Genomic DNA, 24,627 nt, shown 5'->3' with positions numbered 1-24,627 from the left:
AAAAAGGGGACGCAAGCGCCCCCCACCTGTTTAATCTTCGTCCATAGATAGAACGGACATGAAGGCTTCTTGCGGTACCTCTACTGAGCCTACCATCTTCATGCGTTTCTTACCTTCTTTTTGCTTCTCGAGCAACTTCCGTTTCCGAGAGATGTCTCCCCCGTAACATTTCGCGAGAACGTTCTTCCGTAATGCTTTAATCGTCGAACGCGCGACAATCTTTGTTCCGACTGCTGCCTGAATCGGCACTTCGAACTGCATCCGCGGAATCAATTCCTTCAGCTTATCAACGATGACCTTTCCACGTTCGTACGCGAAGTCACGGTGAACGATGAAGCTGAGCGCATCGACGTTTTCGTTATTAAGAAGGATATCCATCTTGACGAGACGCGACTGTTGATAGCCGATCAATTCATAATCAAGTGACGCATATCCTTTTGTACTCGATTTCAACTGATCAAAGAAATCGTAGACGATCTCAGATAACGGCAATTCATAGGTGATTTTGACACGTGTCGTATCGATGTATTGCATATCGACGAATGTTCCGCGTTTCTTCTGACACAACTCCATGATTGCACCAACGTAATCATTCGGTGTCATGACAGCAGCCTTAACGAACGGCTCTTCAATGAATTCAACTTTTTGCTGATCCGGCATCTTCGATGGGTTATCAACATGCAAGACTTCACCCGCTGTCGTCGTCACGTGATAGATAACGGACGGTGCCGTCGTGATCATATCGATGTTGAACTCACGTTCGATCCGCTCCTGAATGATTTCCATGTGGAGCATCCCGAGGAATCCACAACGGAATCCGAATCCGAGTGCTTGTGAAGTCTCTGGTTCGAATTCGAGCGCCGCGTCACTGAGTTGCAGTTTTTCAAGTGCTTCTCGTAAATCATTGTATTTCGCAGCATCGATCGGATAGAGTCCACAGTACACCATCGGATTCATTTTTCGGTATCCTGGCAGTGCTTCAGCAGCCGGCTGTTTCGCGAGCGTAATCGTATCCCCGACACGTACATCGCCGACCGTTTTGATCGAGGCCGACAACGTTCCAACATCACCAACTGTCAATTCTTGCTGACGTAATGGTTTTGGTGTTGCAACAGCAAGTTCAAGGACTTCGAAATCCTTACCTGTCGACATCATTCGGATTTTATCGCCAACCTTAACTGTTCCGTTGACGACTCGAATCGAGGCAACGACACCACGATACGCATCATAGTACGAGTCGAAGATCAATGCTTCAAGCGGTGCAGAGGGATCACCCGTCGGAGCTGGTACTTTCTCGACGATCTGTTCGAGAATTTCTTCGATTCCGATTCCGGCTTTCGCGGATGTCGGAACGGCTTCAGACGCATCAAGTCCGATGACATCTTCGATTTCTTGACGGACGCGTTCGACGTCTGCAGAAGGCAAATCGATTTTGTTGATGATCGGGAGGATTTCGAGATCGTTGTCGAGTGCTAAGTAAACGTTCGCAAGCGTCTGCGCTTCGATTCCTTGCGCCGCATCGACGACGAGGACAGCCCCTTCACAAGCTGCCAGTGAACGCGAGACTTCATATGTGAAGTCGACGTGTCCCGGTGTATCAATGAGGTGAAGAATGTAATCTTCCCCGTCTTTTGCTGTATACTTCAATTGAACAGCGTTGAGTTTAATCGTGATGCCACGCTCACGTTCGAGCTCCATGGCATCAAGTGTCTGATCTTTCATTTCGCGCGATGTCAACGCGCCAGTTTTTTCTAAAATTCGGTCAGCGAGTGTCGACTTCCCGTGATCGATATGGGCAATGATCGAGAAGTTACGAATACTCTTCTGCCGCTTTAAACGGTCTTCATTCGTCATGTTTAGAGTCACCTTACCTTATTTTCAAACGTACATACGGTTCATTATACCAAAAAGCGCTTCACTGTACTATCTCGTTTTGTTTTACCCGAAAAACAAAATGTGAAGATTCCCTAGACGTCGTATTGCTTTTAAGAAAAACGTTTGCTACAATTGTGTTTGTTCTGTTGAACGATAACTGCAGATATGCGAATATAAATCTCGAATGAGTTTTATTGGAGGTGAATCATCCATGGCTAACATTAAATCAGCAATCAAACGCGTTAAAACAGCTGAAAAACGCCGCGTCGCTAACGTACAACGTAAATCGGCAATGCGTTCAGCGATTAAAGCAGTCGAAACTTTCGCAGCTGAAGGTAACAAAGACCAAGCGGTCCTTGCTTTCGCTACAGCTTCTAAAAAAATCGACAAAGCTGCTGCTAAAGGTCTCATCCACAGCAACAAAGCTGGTCGTGACAAATCACGTCTCGCTAAACTCGTAAACGCACTTTAATTCTTTCCGAAGAATACGGTGATGGGTCGCCACTAGGAGGTATCTCCAGTGGCGATTTTTTATATGATCTGAAATGGCGGACGAAGGACTCGTGTGAAACGATTCCTTCGTCCGCCATTTGCTGTCTTAGTTGTCGTCTAGACGGTCGATCATGACATAGTGAATACCAATTCCTTCAATGAGGAAGGGTTCTCCAACACGTTCTAGTCCAAGACGCTCATAAAAAGGAAGGGCCGTAACGCGGGCGTTACACCACCAAGCTGTCACTTGTCGTTCTTTCAAGAGACGACGGGCTTCTTCGATCAGCGCCCGACCATATCCTTCACCACGCACTTGTTCACTCGACGCCATGCCACGAAGTTGGTACGTCGCTCCTGGCGCTTGTGCATGTGATTGTTCCGAGAAACTACCGATCGCGACAATTTGTTGTGCTTTTATCCCGCCGAGATGAAACGTCGAGGCACGCGCATCGTCTGGATAAACACACGCTTCACGTGGTTGATGCGGACGCAACACTTCATGCCGTAATGGGATGACTTCTTCTGCTGTTATGAGCTGGACTTCCATCATCATTCTCCTCCTCTATAGTGTCGCTAAGCGAACGATCAACGCATCGAATAGAATCTTCTTATCACCGCGCCCCGTCTTCATGCCTTCATCCGTGGTCGTGATGGCGATGAGTGCTTGCTCGAGCTGCGCAAAGGTAAACCGCTTCGCAGATTGTAATGCCAATTTGATCGCATAGGGATGGGCTCCGACTTTCGATGCGATTTGTCGTTCTCCGTATCCTTGTTCTGCTAATCGTTTCGATAACAGCATCATCCGGTATTGGCGTGCCATCAGCCCAAGAAGGGCCAACACTTCCTGTCCCTGTTTTTCAAGGTCGCGAATCAAACGGATTGCTGGTTCGAGTTGACGCTTCATCAAGTAGTCCGTTAATTGAAAAACGTTGTCCTCTAATGTCCGCGGAACCAACAAATCGACATCCTCGATTTCGATCGTCGGTCGATCTCCTGCGAACAACATCAACTTCTCCAGTTCGTGCGCTAATGTCCCCCACATCTCAGCAGTCAGGAAAATAAGCCGCTCGATCGCCGGACGTTCCATCCGGTACCCTTTGTCATTGACGGCATCCAGGACGAAGCGGAACAGCTCTTCGGTCGTCGGTTTTTTCGCCTCCAGCACCGTCGCGCGCTCCTTCAATCGTTTAACGACGGTTTTTCGTTCATCGAGCTTTTCTGCTTCGACAATCAAGACAACGACCGCATAGTCTGCCGGTTGTAGGATATAATCTGCTAACCGTTCGAGGTTATGTTGTTTTTTATCTTTTGCTCCTGTCAGAAACGTTGCAGGTTTTGCAACGACGACACGGTAGTCACTCAAGAATGGCACCGTCTCTGCTTCATCAAGCACCGCATCAAGCGGTTGGTCGTTCAAATCGATTTTCATATAATCAAAGCGTTCTCCGTCCGGAAGAGCCGCTTTCACGATTTCACGTTCCCATTCTTCTAACAGATGTCGTTCCGTTCCATATAATAAGTATAAATTCGCTAATTTTCCGTTGACGAGCCAAGGAGTTTTCATCATTCCCACCACATTTCACAGTTTGTTCTTAACTTCATCATAGATAATCCTCTTTTATTCCGCTATACTAGAAGCGGAATCTATTAAGGGGGAATGCAGCATGGCACATTCAGTACGCCCACCAAGTGAAAACGCGTTCGAGAACGATATTCAATCAAAACGCAACGATGCGCTCGACTCTGCCGTTGGTTTTGGTGCATCATTCGGCTTCTTCGCAGTCTTGTTCATCATCGGTGTCGCAATTAAGTTCTTAAGTCTATAATCAGTAAAACAGCAACCTTGGGGGGTTGCTGTTTTTTTATTTTATCATAGGTTCACAGCCCGCTGAAGAACAAGTTACACTCCCGTCCTCATCCGTTCGAAAGACGATCCGATCTGTCCCGATTCGTTCGAGGACGTCCGGATGTGGATGCCCGTATCGATTTTTTCGTCCGACTGACAAGATGACAATCTTCGGATTCGTCTTTCGTAAGAGTTCTTCACCGGTCGACGTGTTCGAACCATGATGACCTGCTTTTAGAATATCGATCGGACCAATCTTTAACTCGTCTTCGATTGCTAGTCCAGCGTCGCCTGTCAGTAAAACACGTTGCTTGGCAATCTGTGCGAGTAATATGATAGACCGATCGTTTTCTTCTTCTTTTCGTCCAGTTGGTGCAAGTACCTGTAACCAAGGACGAATCGTTTGTCCCTTTTGAACGAACTCAACACGCGTTCCAGTGGCTTCGATGGAACGAATCAAATCATTTCGCTTCTCATCCATGTTGTCATATGCACCTAAATAAATGGTTTTCACGCGAACTTGGCGCAGTACACCTAGAAGTCCACCGACGTGATCGTGATCAGCATGTGTCACGATCAGACCGTCAATTTCGGCTTCTCCTCGTGTGAATAAAAAGGGAGCGACGATATGACTACCTGGATCAAACGGACGGAGCAGTGGATGCGTCGTTTGTTGATAAACGCCACCGCTATCCACGACGAATGTCTCTCCTGCTTTCTCAAGCACGATACTATCGCCTTGCCCAACATCTAAAAACGTGACTTGCTCAGGTGCGCGCCACTCCGTGTAGCCCCATGCCGCAAGTAAAAGGATCAACGGGAGACCATGCCCCCACCATCTCCGCTCAGCAATGAACCAAGCGATTCCCATTCCGACAACGACGATCGTCAAGACGATCGGAGAAAATGCCGGAACGGCAACCATCGCCAACGGTAAATCCTCCGCCAGTCGTAACACTTGATCCATCCATTGAATCGCATACTGATGCGCGATCTGAAACGTTGAACGAATCGGTAAGAACGGAAGTGTCGCGAGAATGAACGATCCCGGCAGAATCACCCATTCAATCCAGCTACCAATCAATAGGTTCAACAATGGCGACCAAATTGAAACAGTCGTCTGTTCAATACCCTGCAAAAAGAGGAGTGTTCCAAACTGTGCCCAAGCACTGATCAGCAGCCAGTTCCAAGGACGACGAACCGAACCCATTAGTCGTCTCGACAGCACAAGAAACAGCGTCAGTCCGACCGTCAATTGAAATCCGATATCGTAAATGACAGTCGGTTGAATCGCCAATTGAAAAGCCGCTACCCCTGCAATGACCTCCACCGGATCTAACGGTTTGTGGAAACGACGACCGAGCAACAGAATGATCGCGACAAGAACAGCTCGTGTGACTGGAGGGCTCCACTCCGTCAACCATCCGTAAATCGGCAGTAAGATAAGAACGATATCGAGTCGTTTTTCTTTTGTCATTCTGATTTTTCGTAAGACATACAGCAGACTAAATACTAAAAAAGCGATATGTGATCCTGAGATGACGATTGCATGTAATAAGCCGAATTTCTTAAACCGTTCGAGCGTCACTTGATCCATTAGTCGATCCTCACCAAACACAAGCGCTTCGACGTAGAATGCTTGCTTTTGTGGTAACAATTCTTCGATCCGCTTTAACCATACTTCACGTACCCGTCTTCCTTCTGCCGCATACCCAGGTGTCGGATGACAGGAATCAAATGAACGGACTTCCCACTTTCCAGCGTAACGATGTGTATGCATGAATTGCTGTTCATCAAACCCTCCAGCATTCGATTGTTGGCGGACATCGAGCGGTTCCGTATTTACGCGACAGGAGTGCCCGATTCGTTCGTATCCTGTTTCTTCTTCCGTAATCGTTGCCGTCAATAGAACCGATTGACCGTTACTCTCTGCCTCATAACGAATTCGATCCCCATTACGCTTCCCTGACAAGATGTCAACAGACGAGACGTCATGCGGTTCAGGTGACAGATGACCCATTCCGATGAATAGGCAACTCAGAATGAACAGAAAAAAGAGACGACCGATTGAAAAAGACCATGATTTCAAGACAGCGAAGAGCATGAGGAGCACTAACCACCAAATCGATTCTTTGATGGCAACGATGAGTAAGAGGACGAACAGCACATGAAGTGGCATCAGTAGACGATCAGGTAGGATTTAAGCGATTCTAACGTCTTTTCCCCAAAGCCCTTCACATCTCCGAGTGATTCATATGTCGCAAATCCCCCCTTCTCCTCACGATAGGCTAAGATCGCTTCTGCTTTGGCGGGACCAATTCCCGGAACCTCCATCAACTGTTCCGCCGTTGCCGCATTGAGGTCAATCAATCCTTTCGGTATCTCTGCTTTTGAGCGTTTCGTTGGTTTCGACTGATCTTTCGTCTTTTTTACCGGCACGATGACTTCCTGTCCATCAATGAGACGTGCCGCGAGATTCATTTGTCGAATGTCAGCTTTCGCAGTCGTCTTTGCTTTTTCGATTGCATCCTTCACTCGATCACCCAAATGGAATTGATAAGGTCCAGGCGCTTCTACTGCTCCTTTTACGTCGACCATGATGAGTTTGTCACGAATCGAGGTATCCTTTTCTGCTGGCTCTGCTTTTGCCTCTTGTTGTTTATCCGTTAAGGACGGTTGATCGACCATCGCTTCATTTGAACAAGAGGGTAATGGTACGAACAATAAAATGATGAGCAGCAGGACGACGACGAGACCTGCTATCTGTTGCAAACGTGGAACGGTCAAGACGAATCCCTCCTTTTCCCACGACTCTAACAGGTCACTACAGACTTCAGGAAACGAAGGAATACGCACTAACCATTCTTTACAGCACGATCCTGCGGTGTTTCGTCGGATGAAAGTCCTACCATCCATACCGTTACTTTGAATTAGCATCTGTTTCACGAACAAAAAAATCCGTCTCCTTCAAGCAACACGAACGTGTATCGCTAAAAGAAGACGGATGAAATCACTTTTACATTTTTTCGGCAACGAAGAAGATCCGCTCGACTGTCTCAGAAGGAGCGTCCGGTCCAAAATCGCCTGTGACCGCGAGAACCCGGAATCCGGCTTCGCGTAACCATGTTACGTATTGTGCCGGAGGATACGTCCGCTGATGATGCGTTTCATCGACACGCTCATAGCGACCATCCTCCTCCTCGATGAAGAATGTCAGTTCATGGACGACAGAAAGCGGCGCTTCACCAGGATCCGCGAACCAGATATACGAGCTTTGTTCCGCATGTGTCGCGTACGTCTTCCCATTGAACAGCGTCTCCATTTTGTAAGGGGAGTGTGTATCAAATAAGAGACGTCCACCCTCCTTTAGAATCGCTGCTACATGCGTAAACGTCTGTTTGACATCCTCTTCCGTCTGGAGATAATTCAAGGAGTCGCATAGGATCGTCACGGCATCGACAGGTGTCGGCAATTCGATTTCGCGCATGTCTTGCGCCCAGAATTGAATAGTCAATCCTTCTTCCATCGCTTTTTCCTGCGCGACTTCGAGCATCTCTTCAGATAAATCGATCCCGAGCATCTCATAGTGGGCTGCTAATGCAAGCGTCGCCGTACCCGTTCCACATCCGATATCAGCAATCGTACTTCCAATCGGAACGTATGCTTTGACCCAGTCAACCCATTGATCGTAAGGGACGTCTTGCATCAATTCATCATAGATGTAGGCGAACTGTTCGTATGCCATTAGTTGACCTCGACTTCAACCTTTGGAGCATCTGCCCATAGTTTTTCGAGGTTATAGTAATCACGATCGTCACGGTGGAAGACATGAACAACGACGTTTTCAAGATCCGCCAACACCCAACGTGCCGCATCGAATCCTTCGAGGCGTTTGATCGGCAGGTTATGTTCGTGCGCGACTTCTTTGAGTTCACGCGCGATCGCCTGTACTTGTTTTTCTGAATTTCCTTCACAGATGACGAAATAGTCGGCAACTGGTGAGATGCTCGACATATTCAGGACGACGATATCTTCAGCACGTTTATCGTCGATGGCATTTACGATTAATTGTAATTCTTGTTCGACTGTCATAGGACGGTCCCCTTTCGTTTGGCCGCGACGAAGGCATTATAGGTCTCAATCGTTCGCGGGAAGATGATAGCTTGTTTTGTACATAAAAAATGAATCGTCTGACTGAGTGTTGCGATGACGGCGTCCGTCAAATCCTGTTCGGCTACTTCACGAAGCACTTCGACACCCGAATAACTACGATTCGGCTCAATCGCATCCGCGACGAAGATGATTTGATCAAGCAACGGCATACCAGGTGCCCCTGTTGTATGATTCGCGATGGCCTGATAAATCACGTCTGAATCAAGACCAAGTTCTCGACGCACAAGCTCCGCACCCACTGGCGCATGAAGTAGTTCGTCATCATAGTCGAGTAAGATCCGTTGATTCAATTCAACGGCAATCGAACGCATCTCATTCGTATCGCGGTATTTTGCATAATCATGGAGCATGGCAGCAAGTGTTGCTTCTTCTTCGTCAACACCATATTTAAGAGCCAAGTGTCGTGCCGTCTCGACGACACCTAACGTATGCACATAGCGTCGCTCAGGTAATGTGTTTTCAATGATTTGACGTGCTTCTTCAAGGCGCATATAGATTCCACTCCTCAATCCGTTGTCGAACGGCTTCCGGTACAAGGTAGCGAATGCTCCGTCCGCGCGCGACCCGTTGCCGGATATCCGTCGAAGAAATTTCTAATAATGGCATATCGACCGCTTTCACACGGGCACCACACGGAATCAAATACCGACTTCCCGGTCGAGCGACGGCACCAAAGACGACTTCCTCGTATAACCGTTCAGCTTGATACCACGTATCGAGACTAACGAGTGAATCTGCGCCGATCAGAAACAGAAACTCATGCTCCGGGTATCGGTGCTTGAGTGCACGAATCGTATCATACGTATAGGAAGGTTCTTTTCGCTCAAATTCAATCGCAGAGACAGAGAAGGCAGGGTTCAATGCAATTGCTTCTTCTACAAGACGGAGACGCTTAGTTGCGTCTGTGACAGTACGTTGTTTATGCGGTGGTACATTCGCTGGTAAAAACCAGACCGCATCAAGTTCGAGTTGTTCCTGCGCTTGTTCGGCAATCAGGAGATGACCGATATGCGGAGGGTCGAACGTTCCGCCCATCAGTCCGATTTTCATCGTGGCAATTCGAGCGTCTTGTTCTCTTTTGATTCTTTATAGAGAACGATGACTTTTCCGATGACTTGAACGAGTTCAGCATTCGTTCCTGCGACGAGTTCTTGTGCGACATCCTTTGGTGCGTCCGCACAATTTTGTAGTACTTGTACTTTCAAGAGCTCCCGCTTTTCGAGCGCATCCATCAAATCAGCGCACATCGCTTCACCGACTCCATTTTTACCGACTTGGAAAATCGGGTTTAAATCGTGAGCTGTCGCGCGTAAAAAACGTTTTTGTTTACCTGTTAACATGATTAAAATTCCTCCAATTGCTTTCGTATCACCTGCTCGCCAAGTGCGAGATCAGGTGCTTGTCCGGTGAAACGTTCAAATGCTTCAGCCGCTTGTAAGACGAACATCGGGACGCCGTCGAGTGTGTCGAGACCTTTTTCAGTCGCTTCACGTAATAGACGGGTCGGCGTCGGTCGATAAATAATATCACAAATCAAAGCGTTCGTCTCTGTCAATTCAATCGGACGTGCTTCGACATGTGGCGCCATCCCGACAGAGGTCGTATTGATGATGACGTCGTAACTCGTTAAATCAAATGTTTCGTGCCATGGCAAAACGTGTGTTCCGAATTCATCGGCAACCGCCTTAGAGCGTTCTTCTGTGCGGTTCGTGAGCGTCACATCTCCCGGTAGCGCAGCAATGATTCCTCGTGCTGCACCGCCCGCACCAAGGACAAGTGTCTTTTGAAATGACGGACGACGTTCTGTCAACGCACGGACGAATCCGATTCCATCTGTATTCGCACCAATCAACTGCCCATTCTTCCAGTATACCGTGTTGACGGCACCCGCTTTTTGAGCTGCCGGCTCCAGCCGATCCAGGTACGGAATGATTGCTGTCTTATAGGGAATCGTCACATTGATTCCATCTAGCTGATGTGTACGTAATTTCGTAATGATTCGTGGCAATTCATGCTCCGTTACATCGATAAGGTCATAACAGCCGAAAAGCCCAGCCGCTTCCAGCCAAGCTGTATGCAGCTCAGGTGAAAGTGAATGGGCAATCGGATGACCGATGACGGCAAAGCGCATCAGACGAGCGCCTCACGTAAAGATACAGCGACACCTTTCGGGGCATAAGCAGCGACACGTCCACCTTTTCCATGAACCGCAACCCACCCGAGTCCACTGAAGACGATATCCGTCTTCATGTTGTCGCGAAGACTGAATTCATGACGGACGAGCGGAGGTAGCATCTCACGCGTCTTTTCGTTCGGCGGAGACAACAGCTCACCGTTATGGTTCGCATATAGATCGTCTGCTTTTTCAAGCTTCGTCCGGTGAACTTTCAATTCGTTCGACATATAGATGACGAATGAACGCTTGTTCCCTTCCATATAGTCCAATCGCGCAAGACCTCCAAAGAAGAGCGTCTGTTGCGGATGGATTTGGAAGACTTGCGGCTTGATCTCTTTTTTCGGTGTGATCAGCTTCAAGTCCTTCGCATCAACGTAGTGAGCCATTTGGTGATGATTAATGATCCCCGGTGTATCATACAGGTTACAGTTATCGTCAAGTGGGATGTCGATTAAATCTAGTGTCGTTCCTGGGAAGTGACTGACCGTGATGACGGCCTCATCCTCTTCACCGAAACGTTTGATGACTTGGTTGATCAGGGTCGATTTCCCGACATTCGTACAACCAACGACATAGACGTCGCGTCCTTTTCGATAATAATCGATTTTCTCAGCGAGTTCATCGACCCCGTGACCTTTTTTCGCACTGATCAGATGAACGTCAACTGGACGTAATCCAAGTTCTTTCGATGCTTGACGCATCCAGTTCATGAGACGGTTCGGATTCAATGACTTCGGTAATAAATCGGCTTTGTTCCCGACGAGTAAGACATCATTTTTTCCGACAAACCGATGTAATCCCGGTAACCAGCTTCCATTAAAATCGAAGATATCAACGATTTTAACGACAAGTGCATCTTTTTGACCAATTCCGTCTAAGATTTTAACGAAATCATCGTCGGATAAAGATACATCTTGAATTTGATTGTAGTGCTTTAATTTAAAACAACGTTGGCAAATGACCATTTCACGATCAAGTGCAGATTTAGGTGCGTATCCTGGTGCTTTTGTGTCTTCCGTTTGAATGGCGACACCACAACCAGCGCAGTGGATTTCTTCGATCATATTATGTTGAGCCGCATGCGGGAATGATTTCCCTTCTCTTTTCACCGTAGCGCCCTGCTCGCTACTCCAAGAGCGTAACTTCCGACCTCTCGCCGTACATGTTGCGACTACTGCCTTCCCTTTCATCTACCGATCTGACAGGGTTATTGTTGCTTATCCTGACGAAGTGTTTCGATCGGATGCTTCAGTGCAGAAGGATCTTCCTTGACGCGTTGTGTCAATTTATAGATTCCTTTGCGTTTCATCCGGTGGAAAATGACACGTTCCATCAGGCGATTGAATTTCGTGACGACACCGTCCGTCTTAACGACGGGTTGAACGTGGATGACTTCGATTCCAACGGAGTTTGCACCGAGTACATCCGTGAAGAGTTGGTCTCCTAAGAAGACGACTTCTTTCGCGTGATAGCCGAATTCCGTCAATGCCCGTTTAAACCCGATAGGAAGCGGTTTTCGAGCAGGCGCAATATAATGCAGTCCGAGTGGATCCGCGAACTTCTTAACGCGGTCTCCGTTATTGTTCGATACGATGATGACGTCAAAACCATATTGATTATTCACCATATCCAGCCAAGCAACCAATTCGTCTGGAGCATCTGCGATATTCCATGCGACGAGCGTATTATCAAGATCGGTCAAAATAGCTTTGACACCGTTTCGTTTGAGCATTTCAAGGTCGATATCGTAGATCGAAGCCACGAAATGTTTCGGATAAAGTCGTTTGAACAAGAATAAAACCTCCAGATAATGGTCTAGCTCTATAGTTAAGTTTAAGAAACAGTTATGCTCTTATCGTTCGATTATAGCACAATCAGGTAGCAAGAGCGACGCACAAAAGAAAACGGAAGGCGAACCTCCCGTTTTCTTAATAATACCGAATCCACAAATAGAGTTGGGATAGGATCAACGTCACAATCGTGATCGGTGCTCCGTAAATCAAAAAGCGCATATAGGTGAATTTTTCACCTTGTCGTGTCGCAAGACCCGCGACAATGACGTTTGCCGATGCACCGATCAATGTCCCGTTACCACCGAGACATGCACCGAGTGCGAGGGACCACCATAAAACATCCACTTTCGCATCTGCTGGTGTAAGTCCGATCCCAGCAGCGACATCATTGATGAGCGGGATCATTGTCGCGACAAACGGAATGTTATCAATCGTCGCACTCGCGATACCGGACAACCAAAGAACAGCAGTTGCTGTCGTCTGAATGTCACCGCCTGTCAAATCAATCGTCTTCTCCGCAAGATATCGAATGATACCGGCTTCCTGAATTCCACCAACAAGTACAAATAGTCCGGCGAAGAAAAAAATCGTAGTCCATTCAACACGTGCAAAGATTCCTTCTAGCTGATGATCGTTTTCAATTGTTAGCAACATCAGGACGGTCGCTCCAAGAATTGCGATCGCTGGTGCTTCGAGATGGAGTCCGATTCGATCAAGCATCGGATGCAATACGAAGAGTGCAATCGTACTAACGAGTACGACACTACTCCGCGTGACGAGTTTTCGACTGACAATATAACTCTTTTCATCGATTTCCATCAATTTTTGTCGATCTTCTGCCTCGACATGCAGTTGCTTCCGGAAGACGAAGTACAGAATGCCGATCGTCACGACCGTAATGATCAGGATGATCGGTGCAAGATTCAGCAAAAAGGCATTGAACGTTAAGTGTGGATTCGCGGCACCGATCATGATGTTCGGTGGATCGCCAATCAAGGTCGCCGTCCCACCGATGTTCGCAAATAATACTTCGGCGAGCAAGAACGGAAACGGTGCGATTTTAAGTATCTTTGTAATCGAGAAAGTGATTGGGACAATCAATAAGACTGTCGTGACGTTATCCAAAAAGGCAGATCCAAGTGCCGTCAATGCGGATAATAGAATCAACACTTTGATTGGGTCGCCTTTTGTTGTCTTCGCTGCACGAATCGCAATATATTCAAACAATCCAGATTGATTGGCAATCGTAACGAGAATCATCATCCCAATTAATAAGACGATTGTTCCCCACTCGATGTATTCAAATAATGCAGTCTCGAGATCCACAATGCCGACGATGACCATCGCGAGCGCTCCGAGTAGAGCGACGATCGCCCGGCTTACTTTTTCACTGATGATGAAGCCATAGGTCACTAAAAAAATGATAAGTGCGATATATGTCTGGACCTGTGTACTTCCGATTTCTGCTAATGCCATTGCCGGCATGATTCATTCCTCCTAAACGTAAGGAGACGCCCCGAACGGGCGCCTCGCTCTCATGAATGCCATTGTCCGAGGCGTTGCCCCATTAAAACTGGTCCAATCGCTTGTGTATCTAATGTCAATGCATCTTTCGGACAGATCAGGACGACCGTTGAACCGAAAGAAAAGTATCCGAACTCATCTCCTCGACGAAGTTCCTTTGCTTCGTTTGTCCGAACGATTGAGTTGACGTTGAGTGCACCGACCATGACATGTTCAAGTGCATGTTTTCCTTGGACGATACGTGTCACGCGACGATAGTTCCGTGTCAATGGACGAAGCGCATGTGTGAGACCGATCTCATTCACCGGTGCCGAATCCCGACCGAGCGTATAACTGGTCCGGATCGTTCCGTCCATCGGTACATGGACACGGTGGTAGTTTTGCGGACTCAAGTAAAAGATCATCACACGTCCCCCGACATATTGTTGCGCCTCGTGATGGGAACCGAGTAACTCTGATACCGTATACGATTGTCCTTTGACGGTAAAGCGGCTATCAGCCGTCAAGTCGTCAACGACAGACAACATACCGTCACACGGACTGACGAATGCGCCTTCTGATTGATCAATTGGTCGCATTTCCGGTTTGACATGACGAATGAAAACGTCATGTAAACTCGAATACGCTTCTAAATTCCGAGTCGCTTCTGCCATATTCAAATCATATGCCCGAACGAACGGACCGATGAACGGACGACTGACCCGGCTCATCGCAAACCGTTTCAGCTGTTTGGCAACAAGCGGGTGTCCATTTAACTCGAACACGCGAGAGTAGAACCATTTTTTAATCATTGAGATCACCGGACGATTCTTCTTTTGAATCCTTTACTTCTTTTCCAGCAAAGAACTCTTTATAGCTGTCTTCTGTTTGTTCACCAGCTACCCGTCCGACTTCCTTACCGTCCTTAAAATGAACGACCGTCGGTGTACCCTCGATGCCAAACGTGTCCCAAGCTGACTGTTCGAAAGCAAGATCGATTTGTTCGAACGGAATGTCTTGTTTTTCACCAAGCGGAACAAGATATGGTTTTACTTTTTCGCAGTGCACGCATCCCGTTTGATAGAAATACGTATAGAATTCGTCACCGGATTTTACTTTATCCGAGACTTGTGTAGCTGTTAGATTGCCATTCTTCGATGCGGAATCATCACGATCCGTGAAGACGAGCAGTAATCCCCCAACCAATACGATCAAGGCAATGACTCCCGCTGTAATCCAGTTCGCTTTGGATTGCGGTTTTTTCGTGTTTTTTCGTTTCGACTTCTTTGACACGTCTATCCCTCCGTCATTCTGGTATAAGCCATTTTTTCTGAATCATTATAGCATGACCATTCGCAAGAATCGTATCGATTTGCAAAGCGTCATCAATCAGTAACAGATCAGCACGTTCTCCGGTCGCTACCTGCCCACCCGGAACGCCATATGCATCCGCGACATGTCGCGTGATCGTCGAAATTGCCTGATCAAAAGCAACACCATGCTCTACTGCATCGCGCACGGCTTGCATCAAGGAAGATGGTTTTCCTGTATCGATTCGCACTAATCGACCTGCATCATCAAACGCCGGAAGACTTGCACCAGCGTCGCTCGACATCGTGATCTGCTCGGGTGGGATTCCCGCTGCTAGAGCACGGGCAACAGCCTGCCCTGCCGGAATCTCTCCTTCATCAACGAAGCTTTCTGTCGTACACGTCGTGAAATCGATTCGTCCGCCCTGTTTCGCCCAAGCGAGTCCCGCCTCAAAAATCCGTTCACTCCGATTGATATGCGTCGGGAGAAATTGCCCTATTGGAATATCAGTCGTTTCAATCACTTCATGTAATAAATCAAGCCCTTGTTTCCCGTCTCCGATGTGGACGTTCATCGTTCCCGACACGCCTTTGACCATGCCGGCGATTCGAGCCTCTGATGCTAACCGCGCGAGTTCATGGGCAGTCGGCTGTGTCGATCGGTGATCATTGATGGCAATCTCTCCGATGCCAATCACTTCATTGATGAGGACGATATCATGCCCTGTCGAATGTGTCAGGAAGACGGGTGGCACCATGTAACTTCCGCTCAAGAGAAATGGACGAATACCGGATGCGGCATATCCTCGTATGTGTGCCAGTAGATCAATTCCGGTTCGCGTCCAGCCATCTGTTCCGAGCAATCCGACGACTGTCGTGACACCGCCTTCGAATATGTCACGAACAGTCAACGGAGCCGTTCGTGTCGCAAATCCGCCTTCCCCTCCTCCACCAATTGGATGTAAGTGTCCATCGATGAAACCAGGAACTAGCCGTTTGCCGCGACCATCAATCCGGTGTGTAATCAGTGCTTCATCTATGGTATAGGAACCGATTCCGATGATCTGATTTCCTGCTATGTAGATATTTTGCGGCATCTGTTGCCACATGACCTGTTCGATAACGATCATCGCTCATTCCTCCTTAAGACAAAAAGCGAGCCTATCGTCCAAGTGACGATATCTCGCTTTTCCTTATTCTGCCTTAGTCCCTTGACCAAGACCTAAATCTTCATTGACGGCATCGAGTGCGAAGACGACAAGTGAAGTGACGACAGACATCGCTGTCGCGAATCCAAAGCTATACGATACTGCATCAACCGCTGATACGATGAACACGGCTGTGTTCACGAGTAAGAATGACCAAAAGAATGTAACGAGAAAACGCATGATTTCCCCTCCGTTTCCATAACGTACTATAGTGTTGTCCTACGATTTGTAGTATACCATTTTTTAATCTAAGCAACAGCCTTTCTCCGTTTTTTTCAAACGCTTTCTTTTCCTTGAAAAACTTCATCAATTCATACAGGCGACTGTCACTTCGTATGCTACAGTAGAACTAACGAAAAGAAAGCGGAGGATTTCATCATGACTCGTCACTTAATTGCTGTCGATCTCGACGGCACCCTTTTAAAGGATGATAAAACGATCAGTGTGGCAAACATCGCTGCGCTTCAACGTGCACGTGCAAACGGTCACGAAGTCGTCATCGCAACCGGACGACCATTTCGTCACGCCAGGAAATATTACGAACAGCTCGGTTTGACGACACCGATCGTTAATTTTAACGGTGGTCTCGTCCATCACCCGCAGAATGTTCATTTTGAAGTCCAGCACCATCCAATTCCACTCAAGACCGTCCAACATATTTTGGAATCCGTCGCTGAAACAAAGACACAAAATATCGTTTGTGAAGTCACGGATCATGTCTATTTTCAATATGATCCTGTCGGTATCTATGAATTTTATACCGATCACGCCTTGTCGGTCACAACGGGAGATTTACGAAAAGTACTTCTTCACGAACCAACGTCACTTTTGATTCATGCTAAAGGAGAACATGTCGATGAGATTCGTTCCGAACTATCCGGTGTCCATGCTGAGACAGTACTTAATCGTCAATGGGTGAAACCTGAATTCATGGTCGAAGTGATGCGAAAAGGTACAAGTAAGGCGGTCGGTCTTGCTCACATCGCGCATCATCTCGGGATTGATTCCCGACAGATCGTCGCGTTTGGTGATGAGGAAAATGATTTGGAAATGATCGAGTATGCTGGTCATGGTGTTGCAATGGGAAACGCCATCCCTGCCTTAAAACACCTGGCAAATGGCACGACGAAGCGAAACGAGGACGATGGTATCGCGTACTATTTAAAACATGTCTTAGGACTCGCATGAAGAGATACGAAAAGGCACTTGCTGCATATCGCAGAGCAAGTGCCTTTTTCATTATCCTTTTCGGAAGTATCCAACGACCGAGTCCGTCGCGACGACGTTGATGAATACTGTCTCGTCCGCTTCCCGACAAATCCGTTCGATATCCCGCAATTCGTGACGCTCAATGACCATCATCAACGTCGCTTTCTCAGCTCGTGAATACGTACCGATCGAAGGAATCTGCGTGATTCCACGAATGATGTGCTGATGCAGAGCCGTCGTGATGTCATCCGCATGATTCGTGACAATAAAAATCGTCAAGCGTTGGTTACTTGTATGAATCTCATCGACGACCTTAGAAGTCACGTAGATGAAGACGATCGTATATAAGGCAGTCGACCAGCCGAACAACGCACCTGCCAATAATGCGATCAAAAAGTTCAAGACGAACAGATATAAGCCGACACTGCGATCGGAGAAACGGGCAAAGATGAGGGCGACGATATCAAACCCACCCGTTGAAGCACCGAATTTAATCGTGATACCGGTACCAATCGCAAGCAAGACCCCTCCAAACACTGCATTCAGTGTCTGATCACCTGGTATGACAGCATATTGAGGAATAAGACCAATAAAAATCGTCGTTGCCAGAACCGAAATCAACGTGACGATTGTAAAACTCCGACCTAACATGATCCATGCAAGCACGATCAAAGGTAAGTTCAGCGCTAAGAACCAAACGTTTTCACCAAACGCGAACGCTGTATTTTGAAGGACTTGCGTCAAGATTTGGGCAAGTCCTGTAAATCCAGTCGAATAAACACCACTTGGAATCAAAAACCAGTTCATGGCAACGGCAATGACGAATCCTCCAATCGTAGCCACGATCACTTTTAACATACTTTCCTTTACTACAGCTGTCACACGCCGTTCTCCTCTCATTCATAACTATCTTGAAACACTTTAGCACATTCAAATGTCGCCGGATAGTCAAGATTTCCAAAGATTGATGTTCTTTTTCATGATGGCGTTTTCATTTGTGACAAAGGTGTCCTCTAATTCGTGTTACACAAAAAAAGAACCGACTTGGCATCGGTTCTTTTTCATCGTTTTATACTGTCATCGAAGCAGGCACCGTAATCTTTCCTCCTGCCGGAACTTCTACAGTCGTTCCATGAACGTTTAAGCTGACTGCTTCGCCTTCCGTCTGAGTGATTTCGACGGCGTTTGGCTGAACATGGACATGGATATGATGACCGCGCCACTGCATCCGGAACGCATAGCTCGTCCAGCCTTTTGGCAACATCGGCTTAAAGGACAACGTATCGTTCGCTACCCGTAATCCGGCGAATCCATGGACGATCGACATCCAAGATCCAACCATCGACGTGATGTGTAATCCGTCTTCTGTATCATTGTTGTAGTTATCGAGATCAAGTCGCGCCGAACGTTGGTACAATTCAACTGCCTTTTCCTCATAGCCGACTTCCGCTGCAATGATCGAGTAGATACATGGAGATAATGATGATTCGTGAACCGTACGTGGTTCATAGAAATCGAAGTTCGCTTTCTTCTCTTCTAGACTGAAGCGATCCGTCAAGAAGTAGAGACCTTGCAGGACATCTGCCTGTTTAATGAATACAGAGCGAAGGATCCGGTCCCAAGACCAATTCTGGTTCAGCGGAAGATGTTTTGGATCGAGTTCAGCGACCAAAATTTGTTCCTTATCCATGAAGCCATCCTGTTGCATGAAGATACCAGGAGCTGCTTCATCTTTTGGATAATACATCTTCGCGTCGATATCTGCCCACTTCGCCAGTTCCTCATCCGTCAACGCTAATTGATGCATGAGTTCTTGCAAACGTTCTGGTTCTTCTTGTGCTAGATGACGGTGAACGGTCTGTGTATATTCGAGACACCATGCTGCGATCAGATTCGTATACCAGTTGTTGTTCACGTTGTTCTCGTATTCATTTGGTCCCGTCACCCCAAGAATCATGTAGACATCCTTATGCGCCACATAATTGACACGGCTTGCCCAATAACGAGCAATCTCGACTAACACTTCAAATCCGTATTGTCCGAGATACGACGTGTCACCCGTGTAGTTCGTGTAATTATAAATCGCATGCGCGATCGCGCCGTTCCTGTGAATCTCCTCATGCGTAATTTCCCACTCGTTGTGGCACTCTTCTCCATTCATCGTCACCATTGGATAAAGCGCACCCTTCATCCCGACATTCTTATCCGCGTTTTCTTTTGCTTGCGGTAATTGATTATGCCGATATTTGAGTAGGTTCCAAGCCACTTCCGGCTTCGACGTCGCGAGGTAGAAGTTCAAGCAGTACGCTTCTGTATCCCAATACGTCGCACCGCCATACTTTTCGCCCGTGAATCCTTTCGGTCCAATGTTAAGGCGTGAATCTTCGCCTGTGTATGTCTGGAACATATGGAAGATATTAAATCGAATCCCTTGTTGTGCTTCGACATCTCCTTCAATCTTCACGTCTGCTTCTTCCCAGTGATGCAACCACGCTGCTTCATGTGTCGCAAGTAATGTATCAAATCCGGATTCGAAAGCGGTATGAACCCGTTTCATCGCTTGTTCCAGTAATGCGTCGATGTCATAGTCACGATTCGTTACGAGCGCAACGAATTTCTCGACAGTGACACCTTCTCCGACTACTGCTTGTTTCGTAAAACGATTCGCGACATACTGCGTATTGCCGTCAACGACTTCACAACGTGCGCCTTCGACATCCGTGATCATAGCTGCTGTCACATGCCAATCAAGCTTTTTCGTCTTCGACGTGACGTAACCAAAACGCTCTTCGATTCCGTGTTCAACGGGAAGCCAGAACTTCTCATCATAGTTTGAGTCTTCATTCTCAACATCCGCATCGAGATACGATTCAATGATGATCTCTGCTTCGAAATTGACAGGTGTTACCGTATATTGCAAGGCTGCGATTTCTTTATCGACAATCGAGAAGAAACGTTTGGATTCAACTTTTATTTCCTCTTCCCCATGTTTCAACAGCATCGTCCGTGACAACACACCGTGTTGCATATCGAGTTCGCGTTTGAAGTCGACGACTTCCCACGTGTTCAAATCAACTGCTTTTCCATTAACGGATACTTTTAAGCCCATGATATTGACAGCATTGAGTACTTTCGCGAAGTATTCCGGATAACCATTTTTCCACCAACCAACACGTGTCTTATCTGGATAATAAACACCTGCGACATACATGCCTTGATGTGTGTCACCTGTGTACTCTTCTTCAAATGTACCGCGCATTCCCATATGACCGTTTCCGATCGATGTCATCGATTCTGCTAGTCGATTATCTTCTGGATGAAAACCAAGCTCTGTAATTTTCCACTCATTGACCTCAAAAAGTCGTTTCATCGTCAAGTCGCTCCTTTTATGCTAAACATGTCAGCTAGCCTGATCATGTAAGCGTTTCATCTGTACTCTACATTCTTTATTGTACACATAAAAAGCTTCAATGCAATCGTTTGCACGAAAATAAATTTCTTTTTCTGCAACCGCTTCCTTTTACTAGGAATAGATGTCTCTTGCATCAAAAAAAGTCTATGATTAAACCCGTCGATTTAAACATAGACTTTCGTTTCATGCTTCGGATTTTCCGCCACAAGACTGACGGACGACAAGATAGTGTGGGACAATGACGCGTTTCCCATAAGGCGTCGCATCTTCATTGATTTGTTCAATCAAACAATTCGTTGCTTCAAAGCCAAGTCCAAAGATATTGATTTCGACAGAAGTCAACGGTGGACTTGAGAATTCTGCGATGAACAAGTTATTGAAACTGACGACAGCCATTTGATCTGGTACACTGATGCCCATCTCATTGAGCGTACTCATGACACCAAGTGCCATCATGTCGTCACTGACAACGACAGCGGTCGGTGGGTGTTCAAGTGACATTAGTCGTTTGACTGCTTCAGCCCCTCCTGTCGTCATAAATGGTGCGCTGACAATATAAGACTCTTGAATTGGAATGCCCTCTTCCATGAGAGCCGTCTTGTATCCGCCGACACGCTCTTGCGTCACGGCTAAGTCCTGTGCGCCACCTACGAATGCGATGCACTCGTGTCCGAGTTGATGTAAATACTTCGTTACCTCTCGACCTGCCAGATAATTATCCGTATCGACATACGTGACGTGCGACGAATCACTGAATGGTTTCCCGACGACGACGAACGGGAACTTCGAGTCTTGCAAAAATTGAACGACTTTATCATCCGTTCGGGAATAAAGAACGACGACACCATCGACGCGGCGACCCTGAACCATCGAGACGACACCTTCGTAAACCTCTTCTTCCGAGACACCTGTCGTCATATAAAGCGAATATCCATTTTGATGCGCTTTTGTACTAATCCCTCGAATGACTTCCGAAAAGAATGGATTTTGAAGCGTTTTTGTTGCGGCACTCGGCATGACGAGACCAATCGCTTGTGTCGTCCGATTCGCTAGACTGCGCGCATGAACGTTCGGATAGTATCCGAGTTCATCCATCGCCTGTCGTACCCGTTCTTTCGTCTTTTGACTGATACGCGAACTGTTCGCGATGACGCGTGACACCGTCGAGGGTGCGACATTTGCCTCCCGTGCTACATCCTTGATTGTTACCTGCATCCCCTTCACCTCACATTTCCCCTACTTAAGTATTTTATTTCGTTTGACGTTGCATCCGTTTACGGTGAACGAGAAGAAGTATGAGCGCTAAAATTGGAGCGATTGCACCGATTGCGACGATCGACCACCAATTGACTTGTGATTTTTCGATGACGTAGCTATTTGCGCTACTTGCATCGAGCGTGATCTCATACGCGTCACCATCTTGACGCACCAAGTCTGAGAATAAAAGACCTCTCAAACGCTGATCATTACCGATTTCTTTCGCAGATACACGTAAGCTCGTTTTTTTCTCCCCAAGATTAATCGCATAAACGACTTGTTGTTGTTTGGTTTCCCGTGAGTAGACCGCCATATGATCCGTTTTTGCGATCAAGCGTTGCTTCCCTGTGGCAAACGCTGGGTAGTCCTCGCGCATCTCATTCAACGTTTTTACGTACTGTTGCATCTTCTTGTTTTGATCAAATGTCATCATCATCCGGTTTCCGGGATCCTCACCGCCTGGCATCGCTACCTCTGTTCCTTGGTAGACGATTGGCATACCTGGAGCAGCATAGAGTGCAAACAGCGCTAATCGAAGTTGACGCTCCTCTTCTTTTGCGCCACTAATCTTCGCTTCCGTGATGAAACGTTTGACATCATGATTGTCAACGAAAGTTGCAAGTCCTTTAGCATTCGGATTAAACGTAGTATCTCGATTATAAACTGAATCGAGTTCTTCCGCTGAACCATTTTTGCGGGCAAACTGGTCCTTAACCCCATAATAAAACGGGAAATTCGTGACGGAATCAAAGCCTAATTTTGAATAGGAGGCAATTTTTCGCGGATCTCCGTCAAACACTTCAGCCAGTAAGAATAAGTTTGGATGCTTTTCCTTTACTGCAGGAATGAATGTTTTCCAAAATGCGGCTGGCACATGGCGAACCGTATCCAGTCGATAACCGTCTATACCCGTTTCATCGACCCAGTAGTTCGCAACATCAATTAAGTAATTCACAACTTCAGGATTTTCCGTGTTGAAGTCTGGTAAATCAAATAACCAATTATTTTCGACTTCCGACGCATTATTCCAGTTCATGATGGGTTGATTTTTATGGAACCAGTCCGGTTTTTCTTTGACCATTGGGTGATTCGGTCCTAAGTGATTGACGACAAGATCGAGAACGACCTTGATATCTCGGTCATGCGCTTCCTTGACGAGACGCTTGAACTCTTCTTTTGTTCCAAAATGCGGATCAATCTCGTAATAATCATCCGTCCAGTATCCATGATACCCATTTGGACGGTTCTTAAAGATTGGTGTTAACCAAATTGATGTGAAGCCTTTTTTCTTGATGTAATCAAGACGTTTCGTCACCCCTGCTAAATCTCCACCTTGGAAGGCTTTTGGATTCTCAGGATCCGCCTCTCGGTCATTACTCGGGTCTCCGTTCTCGAACCGATCAACCATGATGAAATACATCCGTTCTTTTTCCCAACTTGCTGCTTCCCCGATCATCGGTTGAAGTCCGATAGACAAGAGAAGCGGCAAGAGGAGAAGCATTATGCCTCGTCTCATGCCGCTGATTTCCCCCTTATGATTATCCTTTCGTTCCACCAGCTGTCAAACCAGAAACGAAGAAACGCTGGAATGCGAAGAAAAGAAGAACGATTGGAACTGCTGATAATACGGCACCTGCCGCGAATAACGTAAAGTTGTTGTCGAACTGCTCTGACACCATGTTATACAACCCGACCGCAAGCGTCTGTTTCTCAGGAGAACGCAGCACAAGCGATGCTAAGATGAAATCGTTAAATGGAGCCATGAAGTTGAACAACGCGATGACGGCGACCATCGGCTTTGCGAGCGGTAAGATGATTTGCCAGAAGATTCGTAAGTGACCGGCACCATCCATCCGTGCCGCCTCATCAAGTTCTTTTGGAATCGTATCAAAATATCCTTTGGCAAGATACGTATTCATTGGAATCGCGCCACCTGAATAGAGTAAGATAAGCGCCAGATGCGTATCAAATAATTCTAACATATTAAGCAGGACATAAATCGCAATGATTGCAACGAATTGCGGTACCATCTGCAACACGAGGAATAGGATTAGTGAATTTTTCCGACCGACAAAGCGATAACGTGAAAAAATATATCCTGTTAACGTAATCAAAGCGACGGATACCACCATCGTGATGACGGCGATCTTAATCGTATTCAAGTACCACATGCCGTAATCCGTTTTTGCTGGATCAAACAAATCGAAATAGTGAATTAATGTCGGATTACTTGGGAAGATATCCGATGTAATGCTTTTCCCTGGGTTCAGTGAGGTACCCACGACCCAAAGAAGTGGATAGACGATAATGATGGAGGCGATCGTCAAAATGAGATATGACAACGCCATATTAATTCGGTTTTGTTTTCTCATA

At 46.9% G+C, this 24,627-nt stretch carries 26 protein-coding genes; 3 read left to right on the top strand and 23 right to left on the bottom strand.

The window, feature by feature from the left end:
• Positions 1–30: 30 nt before the first annotated feature.
• Entirely contained in the window at positions 31–1,854 is a 1,824-nt protein-coding gene (lepA, locus tag VJ374_RS04160) for a translation elongation factor 4 (protein WP_056060060.1), read from the bottom strand.
• Between the two features lie 232 nt (positions 1,855–2,086).
• Here lepA and rpsT point away from each other — a divergent pair, with 232 nt between their 5' ends.
• On the top strand, positions 2,087–2,347 hold the full coding sequence (rpsT, locus tag VJ374_RS04155; protein WP_023467434.1) for a 30S ribosomal protein S20: 261 nt from the start codon (positions 2,087–2,089) through the stop codon (positions 2,345–2,347).
• A 126-nt stretch (positions 2,348–2,473) separates the two neighbouring features.
• Here the strand turns inward: rpsT and VJ374_RS04150 are convergent, their stop codons facing one another.
• The gene (locus tag VJ374_RS04150; RefSeq protein WP_329470260.1) at positions 2,474–2,917 is read right to left on the bottom strand and encodes a GNAT family N-acetyltransferase; all 444 of its coding nucleotides are present in this window, start codon (positions 2,915–2,917) and stop codon (positions 2,474–2,476) included.
• A gap of 12 nt (positions 2,918–2,929) precedes the next feature.
• Positions 2,930–3,931 (bottom strand): DNA polymerase III subunit delta, encoded by a 1,002-nt coding sequence (holA, locus tag VJ374_RS04145; RefSeq protein ID WP_023467432.1) that lies wholly within the window; start codon positions 3,929–3,931, stop codon positions 2,930–2,932.
• Positions 3,932–4,031: 100 nt separating this feature from the next.
• On the opposite strand from holA, the gene VJ374_RS04140 reads away from it, so the two are divergent.
• Positions 4,032–4,193, top strand: a complete 162-nt coding sequence (locus VJ374_RS04140; RefSeq protein WP_023467431.1) for a YqzM family protein — start codon at positions 4,032–4,034, stop codon at positions 4,191–4,193.
• Positions 4,194–4,229: 36 nt separating this feature from the next.
• Here the strand turns inward: VJ374_RS04140 and VJ374_RS04135 are convergent, their stop codons facing one another.
• The 15 genes from VJ374_RS04135 to VJ374_RS04065 form a co-directional block, all read right to left on the bottom strand.
• Complete coding sequence (locus VJ374_RS04135) at positions 4,230–6,392, bottom strand: DNA internalization-related competence protein ComEC/Rec2 (protein WP_329470258.1); 2,163 nt, start codon at positions 6,390–6,392, stop codon at positions 4,230–4,232.
• Entirely contained in the window at positions 6,392–7,000 is a 609-nt protein-coding gene (locus tag VJ374_RS04130) for a helix-hairpin-helix domain-containing protein (protein ID WP_056060054.1), read from the bottom strand. Before VJ374_RS04130 ends, VJ374_RS04135 begins: the two co-directional genes overlap by 1 nt.
• Before the next feature lie 229 nt (positions 7,001–7,229).
• Complete coding sequence (locus tag VJ374_RS04125) at positions 7,230–7,958, bottom strand: class I SAM-dependent DNA methyltransferase (protein WP_035409303.1); 729 nt, start codon at positions 7,956–7,958, stop codon at positions 7,230–7,232.
• Positions 7,958–8,305: a ribosome silencing factor gene (gene rsfS / locus VJ374_RS04120; protein WP_023467427.1), complete on the bottom strand. Its 348-nt coding sequence runs from the start codon at positions 8,303–8,305 to the stop codon at positions 7,958–7,960. The genes VJ374_RS04125 and rsfS overlap by 1 nt, the downstream gene beginning before the upstream one ends.
• On the bottom strand, positions 8,302–8,877 hold the full coding sequence (gene yqeK, locus VJ374_RS04115) for a bis(5'-nucleosyl)-tetraphosphatase (symmetrical) YqeK (RefSeq protein ID WP_056060051.1): 576 nt from the start codon (positions 8,875–8,877) through the stop codon (positions 8,302–8,304). The genes rsfS and yqeK overlap by 4 nt, the downstream gene beginning before the upstream one ends.
• A complete protein-coding gene (gene nadD / locus VJ374_RS04110; RefSeq protein ID WP_290786518.1) occupies positions 8,867–9,436 on the bottom strand; it encodes a nicotinate-nucleotide adenylyltransferase in 570 nt (189 codons plus the stop codon). Before nadD ends, yqeK begins: the two co-directional genes overlap by 11 nt.
• Positions 9,433–9,726 (bottom strand): ribosome assembly RNA-binding protein YhbY, encoded by a 294-nt coding sequence (yhbY, locus tag VJ374_RS04105; protein ID WP_023467424.1) that lies wholly within the window; start codon positions 9,724–9,726, stop codon positions 9,433–9,435. Before yhbY ends, nadD begins: the two co-directional genes overlap by 4 nt.
• 2 nt (positions 9,727–9,728) lie before the next feature.
• Positions 9,729–10,517: a shikimate dehydrogenase gene (gene aroE, locus VJ374_RS04100; RefSeq protein WP_329470253.1), complete on the bottom strand. Its 789-nt coding sequence runs from the start codon at positions 10,515–10,517 to the stop codon at positions 9,729–9,731.
• A complete protein-coding gene (yqeH, locus tag VJ374_RS04095; protein WP_023467421.1) occupies positions 10,517–11,626 on the bottom strand; it encodes a ribosome biogenesis GTPase YqeH in 1,110 nt (369 codons plus the stop codon). Before yqeH ends, aroE begins: the two co-directional genes overlap by 1 nt.
• Positions 11,627–11,769: 143 nt before the next feature.
• Entirely contained in the window at positions 11,770–12,354 is a 585-nt protein-coding gene (locus VJ374_RS04090; RefSeq protein WP_035409311.1) for a YqeG family HAD IIIA-type phosphatase, read from the bottom strand.
• A gap of 136 nt (positions 12,355–12,490) precedes the next feature.
• Positions 12,491–13,831: an ArsB/NhaD family transporter gene (locus VJ374_RS04085; RefSeq protein WP_035409769.1), complete on the bottom strand. Its 1,341-nt coding sequence runs from the start codon at positions 13,829–13,831 to the stop codon at positions 12,491–12,493.
• Positions 13,832–13,890: 59 nt separating this feature from the next.
• Positions 13,891–14,670 carry a phosphatidylserine decarboxylase gene (locus VJ374_RS04080; protein ID WP_290753160.1) on the bottom strand — a complete coding sequence of 260 codons (780 nt, stop codon included), beginning with the start codon at positions 14,668–14,670 and terminating at the stop codon, positions 13,891–13,893.
• Positions 14,663–15,151: a thioredoxin family protein gene (locus VJ374_RS04075; protein WP_035409313.1), complete on the bottom strand. Its 489-nt coding sequence runs from the start codon at positions 15,149–15,151 to the stop codon at positions 14,663–14,665. Before VJ374_RS04075 ends, VJ374_RS04080 begins: the two co-directional genes overlap by 8 nt.
• Before the next feature lie 13 nt (positions 15,152–15,164).
• The gene (iadA, locus tag VJ374_RS04070) at positions 15,165–16,298 is read right to left on the bottom strand and encodes a beta-aspartyl-peptidase (RefSeq protein WP_290786524.1); all 1,134 of its coding nucleotides are present in this window, start codon (positions 16,296–16,298) and stop codon (positions 15,165–15,167) included.
• A 63-nt stretch (positions 16,299–16,361) separates the two neighbouring features.
• Positions 16,362–16,556, bottom strand: a complete 195-nt coding sequence (locus VJ374_RS04065; protein WP_035409317.1) for a YjzD family protein — start codon at positions 16,554–16,556, stop codon at positions 16,362–16,364.
• Between the two features lie 198 nt (positions 16,557–16,754).
• On the opposite strand from VJ374_RS04065, the gene VJ374_RS04060 reads away from it, so the two are divergent.
• Positions 16,755–17,564: a Cof-type HAD-IIB family hydrolase gene (locus VJ374_RS04060; RefSeq protein ID WP_308101143.1), complete on the top strand. Its 810-nt coding sequence runs from the start codon at positions 16,755–16,757 to the stop codon at positions 17,562–17,564.
• Positions 17,565–17,615: 51 nt separating this feature from the next.
• Here the strand turns inward: VJ374_RS04060 and VJ374_RS04055 are convergent, their stop codons facing one another.
• The 5 genes from VJ374_RS04055 to VJ374_RS04035 form a co-directional block, all read right to left on the bottom strand.
• Positions 17,616–18,467, bottom strand: a complete 852-nt coding sequence (locus tag VJ374_RS04055) for a YitT family protein (RefSeq protein WP_035409321.1) — start codon at positions 18,465–18,467, stop codon at positions 17,616–17,618.
• Positions 18,468–18,654: 187 nt separating this feature from the next.
• Positions 18,655–20,955 (bottom strand): glycoside hydrolase family 65 protein, encoded by a 2,301-nt coding sequence (locus tag VJ374_RS04050; RefSeq protein ID WP_329470249.1) that lies wholly within the window; start codon positions 20,953–20,955, stop codon positions 18,655–18,657.
• Between the two features lie 225 nt (positions 20,956–21,180).
• Positions 21,181–22,212 (bottom strand): LacI family DNA-binding transcriptional regulator, encoded by a 1,032-nt coding sequence (locus VJ374_RS04045; RefSeq protein WP_056061891.1) that lies wholly within the window; start codon positions 22,210–22,212, stop codon positions 21,181–21,183.
• 34 nt (positions 22,213–22,246) lie between these two features.
• Positions 22,247–23,770, bottom strand: coding sequence for an alpha-amylase family glycosyl hydrolase (locus tag VJ374_RS04040; protein ID WP_329470248.1), 1,524 nt, complete (start codon positions 23,768–23,770; stop codon positions 22,247–22,249).
• A gap of 22 nt (positions 23,771–23,792) precedes the next feature.
• On the bottom strand, positions 23,793–24,626 hold the full coding sequence (locus tag VJ374_RS04035; protein WP_035409327.1) for a sugar ABC transporter permease: 834 nt from the start codon (positions 24,624–24,626) through the stop codon (positions 23,793–23,795).
• Position 24,627 lies beyond the last annotated feature (1 nt).

It is taken from the genome of Exiguobacterium sp. 9-2 (assembly GCF_036287235.1).
In the GTDB taxonomy this organism is placed as follows: Bacteria; Bacillota; Bacilli; order Exiguobacteriales; family Exiguobacteriaceae; genus Exiguobacterium_A.
The sequence above is the reverse complement of the archived record's forward strand: the minus strand, read 5'-3'. Positions and strand labels throughout refer to the sequence as shown.

What these genes read in the sequence shown, in the direction of transcription:
- aroE (WP_329470253.1), bottom strand. Translation starts at nt 10,517, where the DNA reads ATGCGCTTTGCCGTCATCGGTCATCCGATTGCCCATTCACTTTCACCT.
- yhbY (WP_023467424.1), bottom strand. Translation starts at nt 9,726, where the DNA reads ATGTTAACAGGTAAACAAAAACGTTTTTTACGCGCGACAGCTCACGAT.
- VJ374_RS04065 (WP_035409317.1), bottom strand. Translation starts at nt 16,556, where the DNA reads ATGCGTTTTCTCGTTACATTCTTTTGGTCATTCTTACTCGTGAACACA.
- rpsT (WP_023467434.1), top strand. Translation starts at nt 2,087, where the DNA reads ATGGCTAACATTAAATCAGCAATCAAACGCGTTAAAACAGCTGAAAAA.
- yqeH (WP_023467421.1), bottom strand. Translation starts at nt 11,626, where the DNA reads ATGATCGAAGAAATCCACTGCGCTGGTTGTGGTGTCGCCATTCAAACG.
- VJ374_RS04135 (WP_329470258.1), bottom strand. Translation starts at nt 6,392, where the DNA reads ATGCCACTTCATGTGCTGTTCGTCCTCTTACTCATCGTTGCCATCAAA.
- VJ374_RS04050 (WP_329470249.1), bottom strand. Translation starts at nt 20,955, where the DNA reads ATGAAACGACTTTTTGAGGTCAATGAGTGGAAAATTACAGAGCTTGGT.
- VJ374_RS04150 (WP_329470260.1), bottom strand. Translation starts at nt 2,917, where the DNA reads ATGATGGAAGTCCAGCTCATAACAGCAGAAGAAGTCATCCCATTACGG.
- holA (WP_023467432.1), bottom strand. Translation starts at nt 3,931, where the DNA reads ATGAAAACTCCTTGGCTCGTCAACGGAAAATTAGCGAATTTATACTTA.
- VJ374_RS04060 (WP_308101143.1), top strand. Translation starts at nt 16,755, where the DNA reads ATGACTCGTCACTTAATTGCTGTCGATCTCGACGGCACCCTTTTAAAG.
- VJ374_RS04140 (WP_023467431.1), top strand. Translation starts at nt 4,032, where the DNA reads ATGGCACATTCAGTACGCCCACCAAGTGAAAACGCGTTCGAGAACGAT.
- VJ374_RS04040 (WP_329470248.1), bottom strand. Translation starts at nt 23,770, where the DNA reads ATGAGACGAGGCATAATGCTTCTCCTCTTGCCGCTTCTCTTGTCTATC.
- lepA (WP_056060060.1), bottom strand. Translation starts at nt 1,854, where the DNA reads ATGACGAATGAAGACCGTTTAAAGCGGCAGAAGAGTATTCGTAACTTC.
- VJ374_RS04125 (WP_035409303.1), bottom strand. Translation starts at nt 7,958, where the DNA reads ATGGCATACGAACAGTTCGCCTACATCTATGATGAATTGATGCAAGAC.
- yqeK (WP_056060051.1), bottom strand. Translation starts at nt 8,877, where the DNA reads ATGCGCCTTGAAGAAGCACGTCAAATCATTGAAAACACATTACCTGAG.
- iadA (WP_290786524.1), bottom strand. Translation starts at nt 16,298, where the DNA reads ATGATCGTTATCGAACAGGTCATGTGGCAACAGATGCCGCAAAATATC.
- VJ374_RS04045 (WP_056061891.1), bottom strand. Translation starts at nt 22,212, where the DNA reads ATGCAGGTAACAATCAAGGATGTAGCACGGGAGGCAAATGTCGCACCC.
- nadD (WP_290786518.1), bottom strand. Translation starts at nt 9,436, where the DNA reads ATGAAAATCGGACTGATGGGCGGAACGTTCGACCCTCCGCATATCGGT.
- VJ374_RS04080 (WP_290753160.1), bottom strand. Translation starts at nt 14,670, where the DNA reads ATGATTAAAAAATGGTTCTACTCTCGCGTGTTCGAGTTAAATGGACAC.
- VJ374_RS04035 (WP_035409327.1), bottom strand. Translation starts at nt 24,626, where the DNA reads ATGAGAAAACAAAACCGAATTAATATGGCGTTGTCATATCTCATTTTG.
- VJ374_RS04085 (WP_035409769.1), bottom strand. Translation starts at nt 13,831, where the DNA reads ATGGCATTAGCAGAAATCGGAAGTACACAGGTCCAGACATATATCGCA.
- rsfS (WP_023467427.1), bottom strand. Translation starts at nt 8,305, where the DNA reads ATGACAGTCGAACAAGAATTACAATTAATCGTAAATGCCATCGACGAT.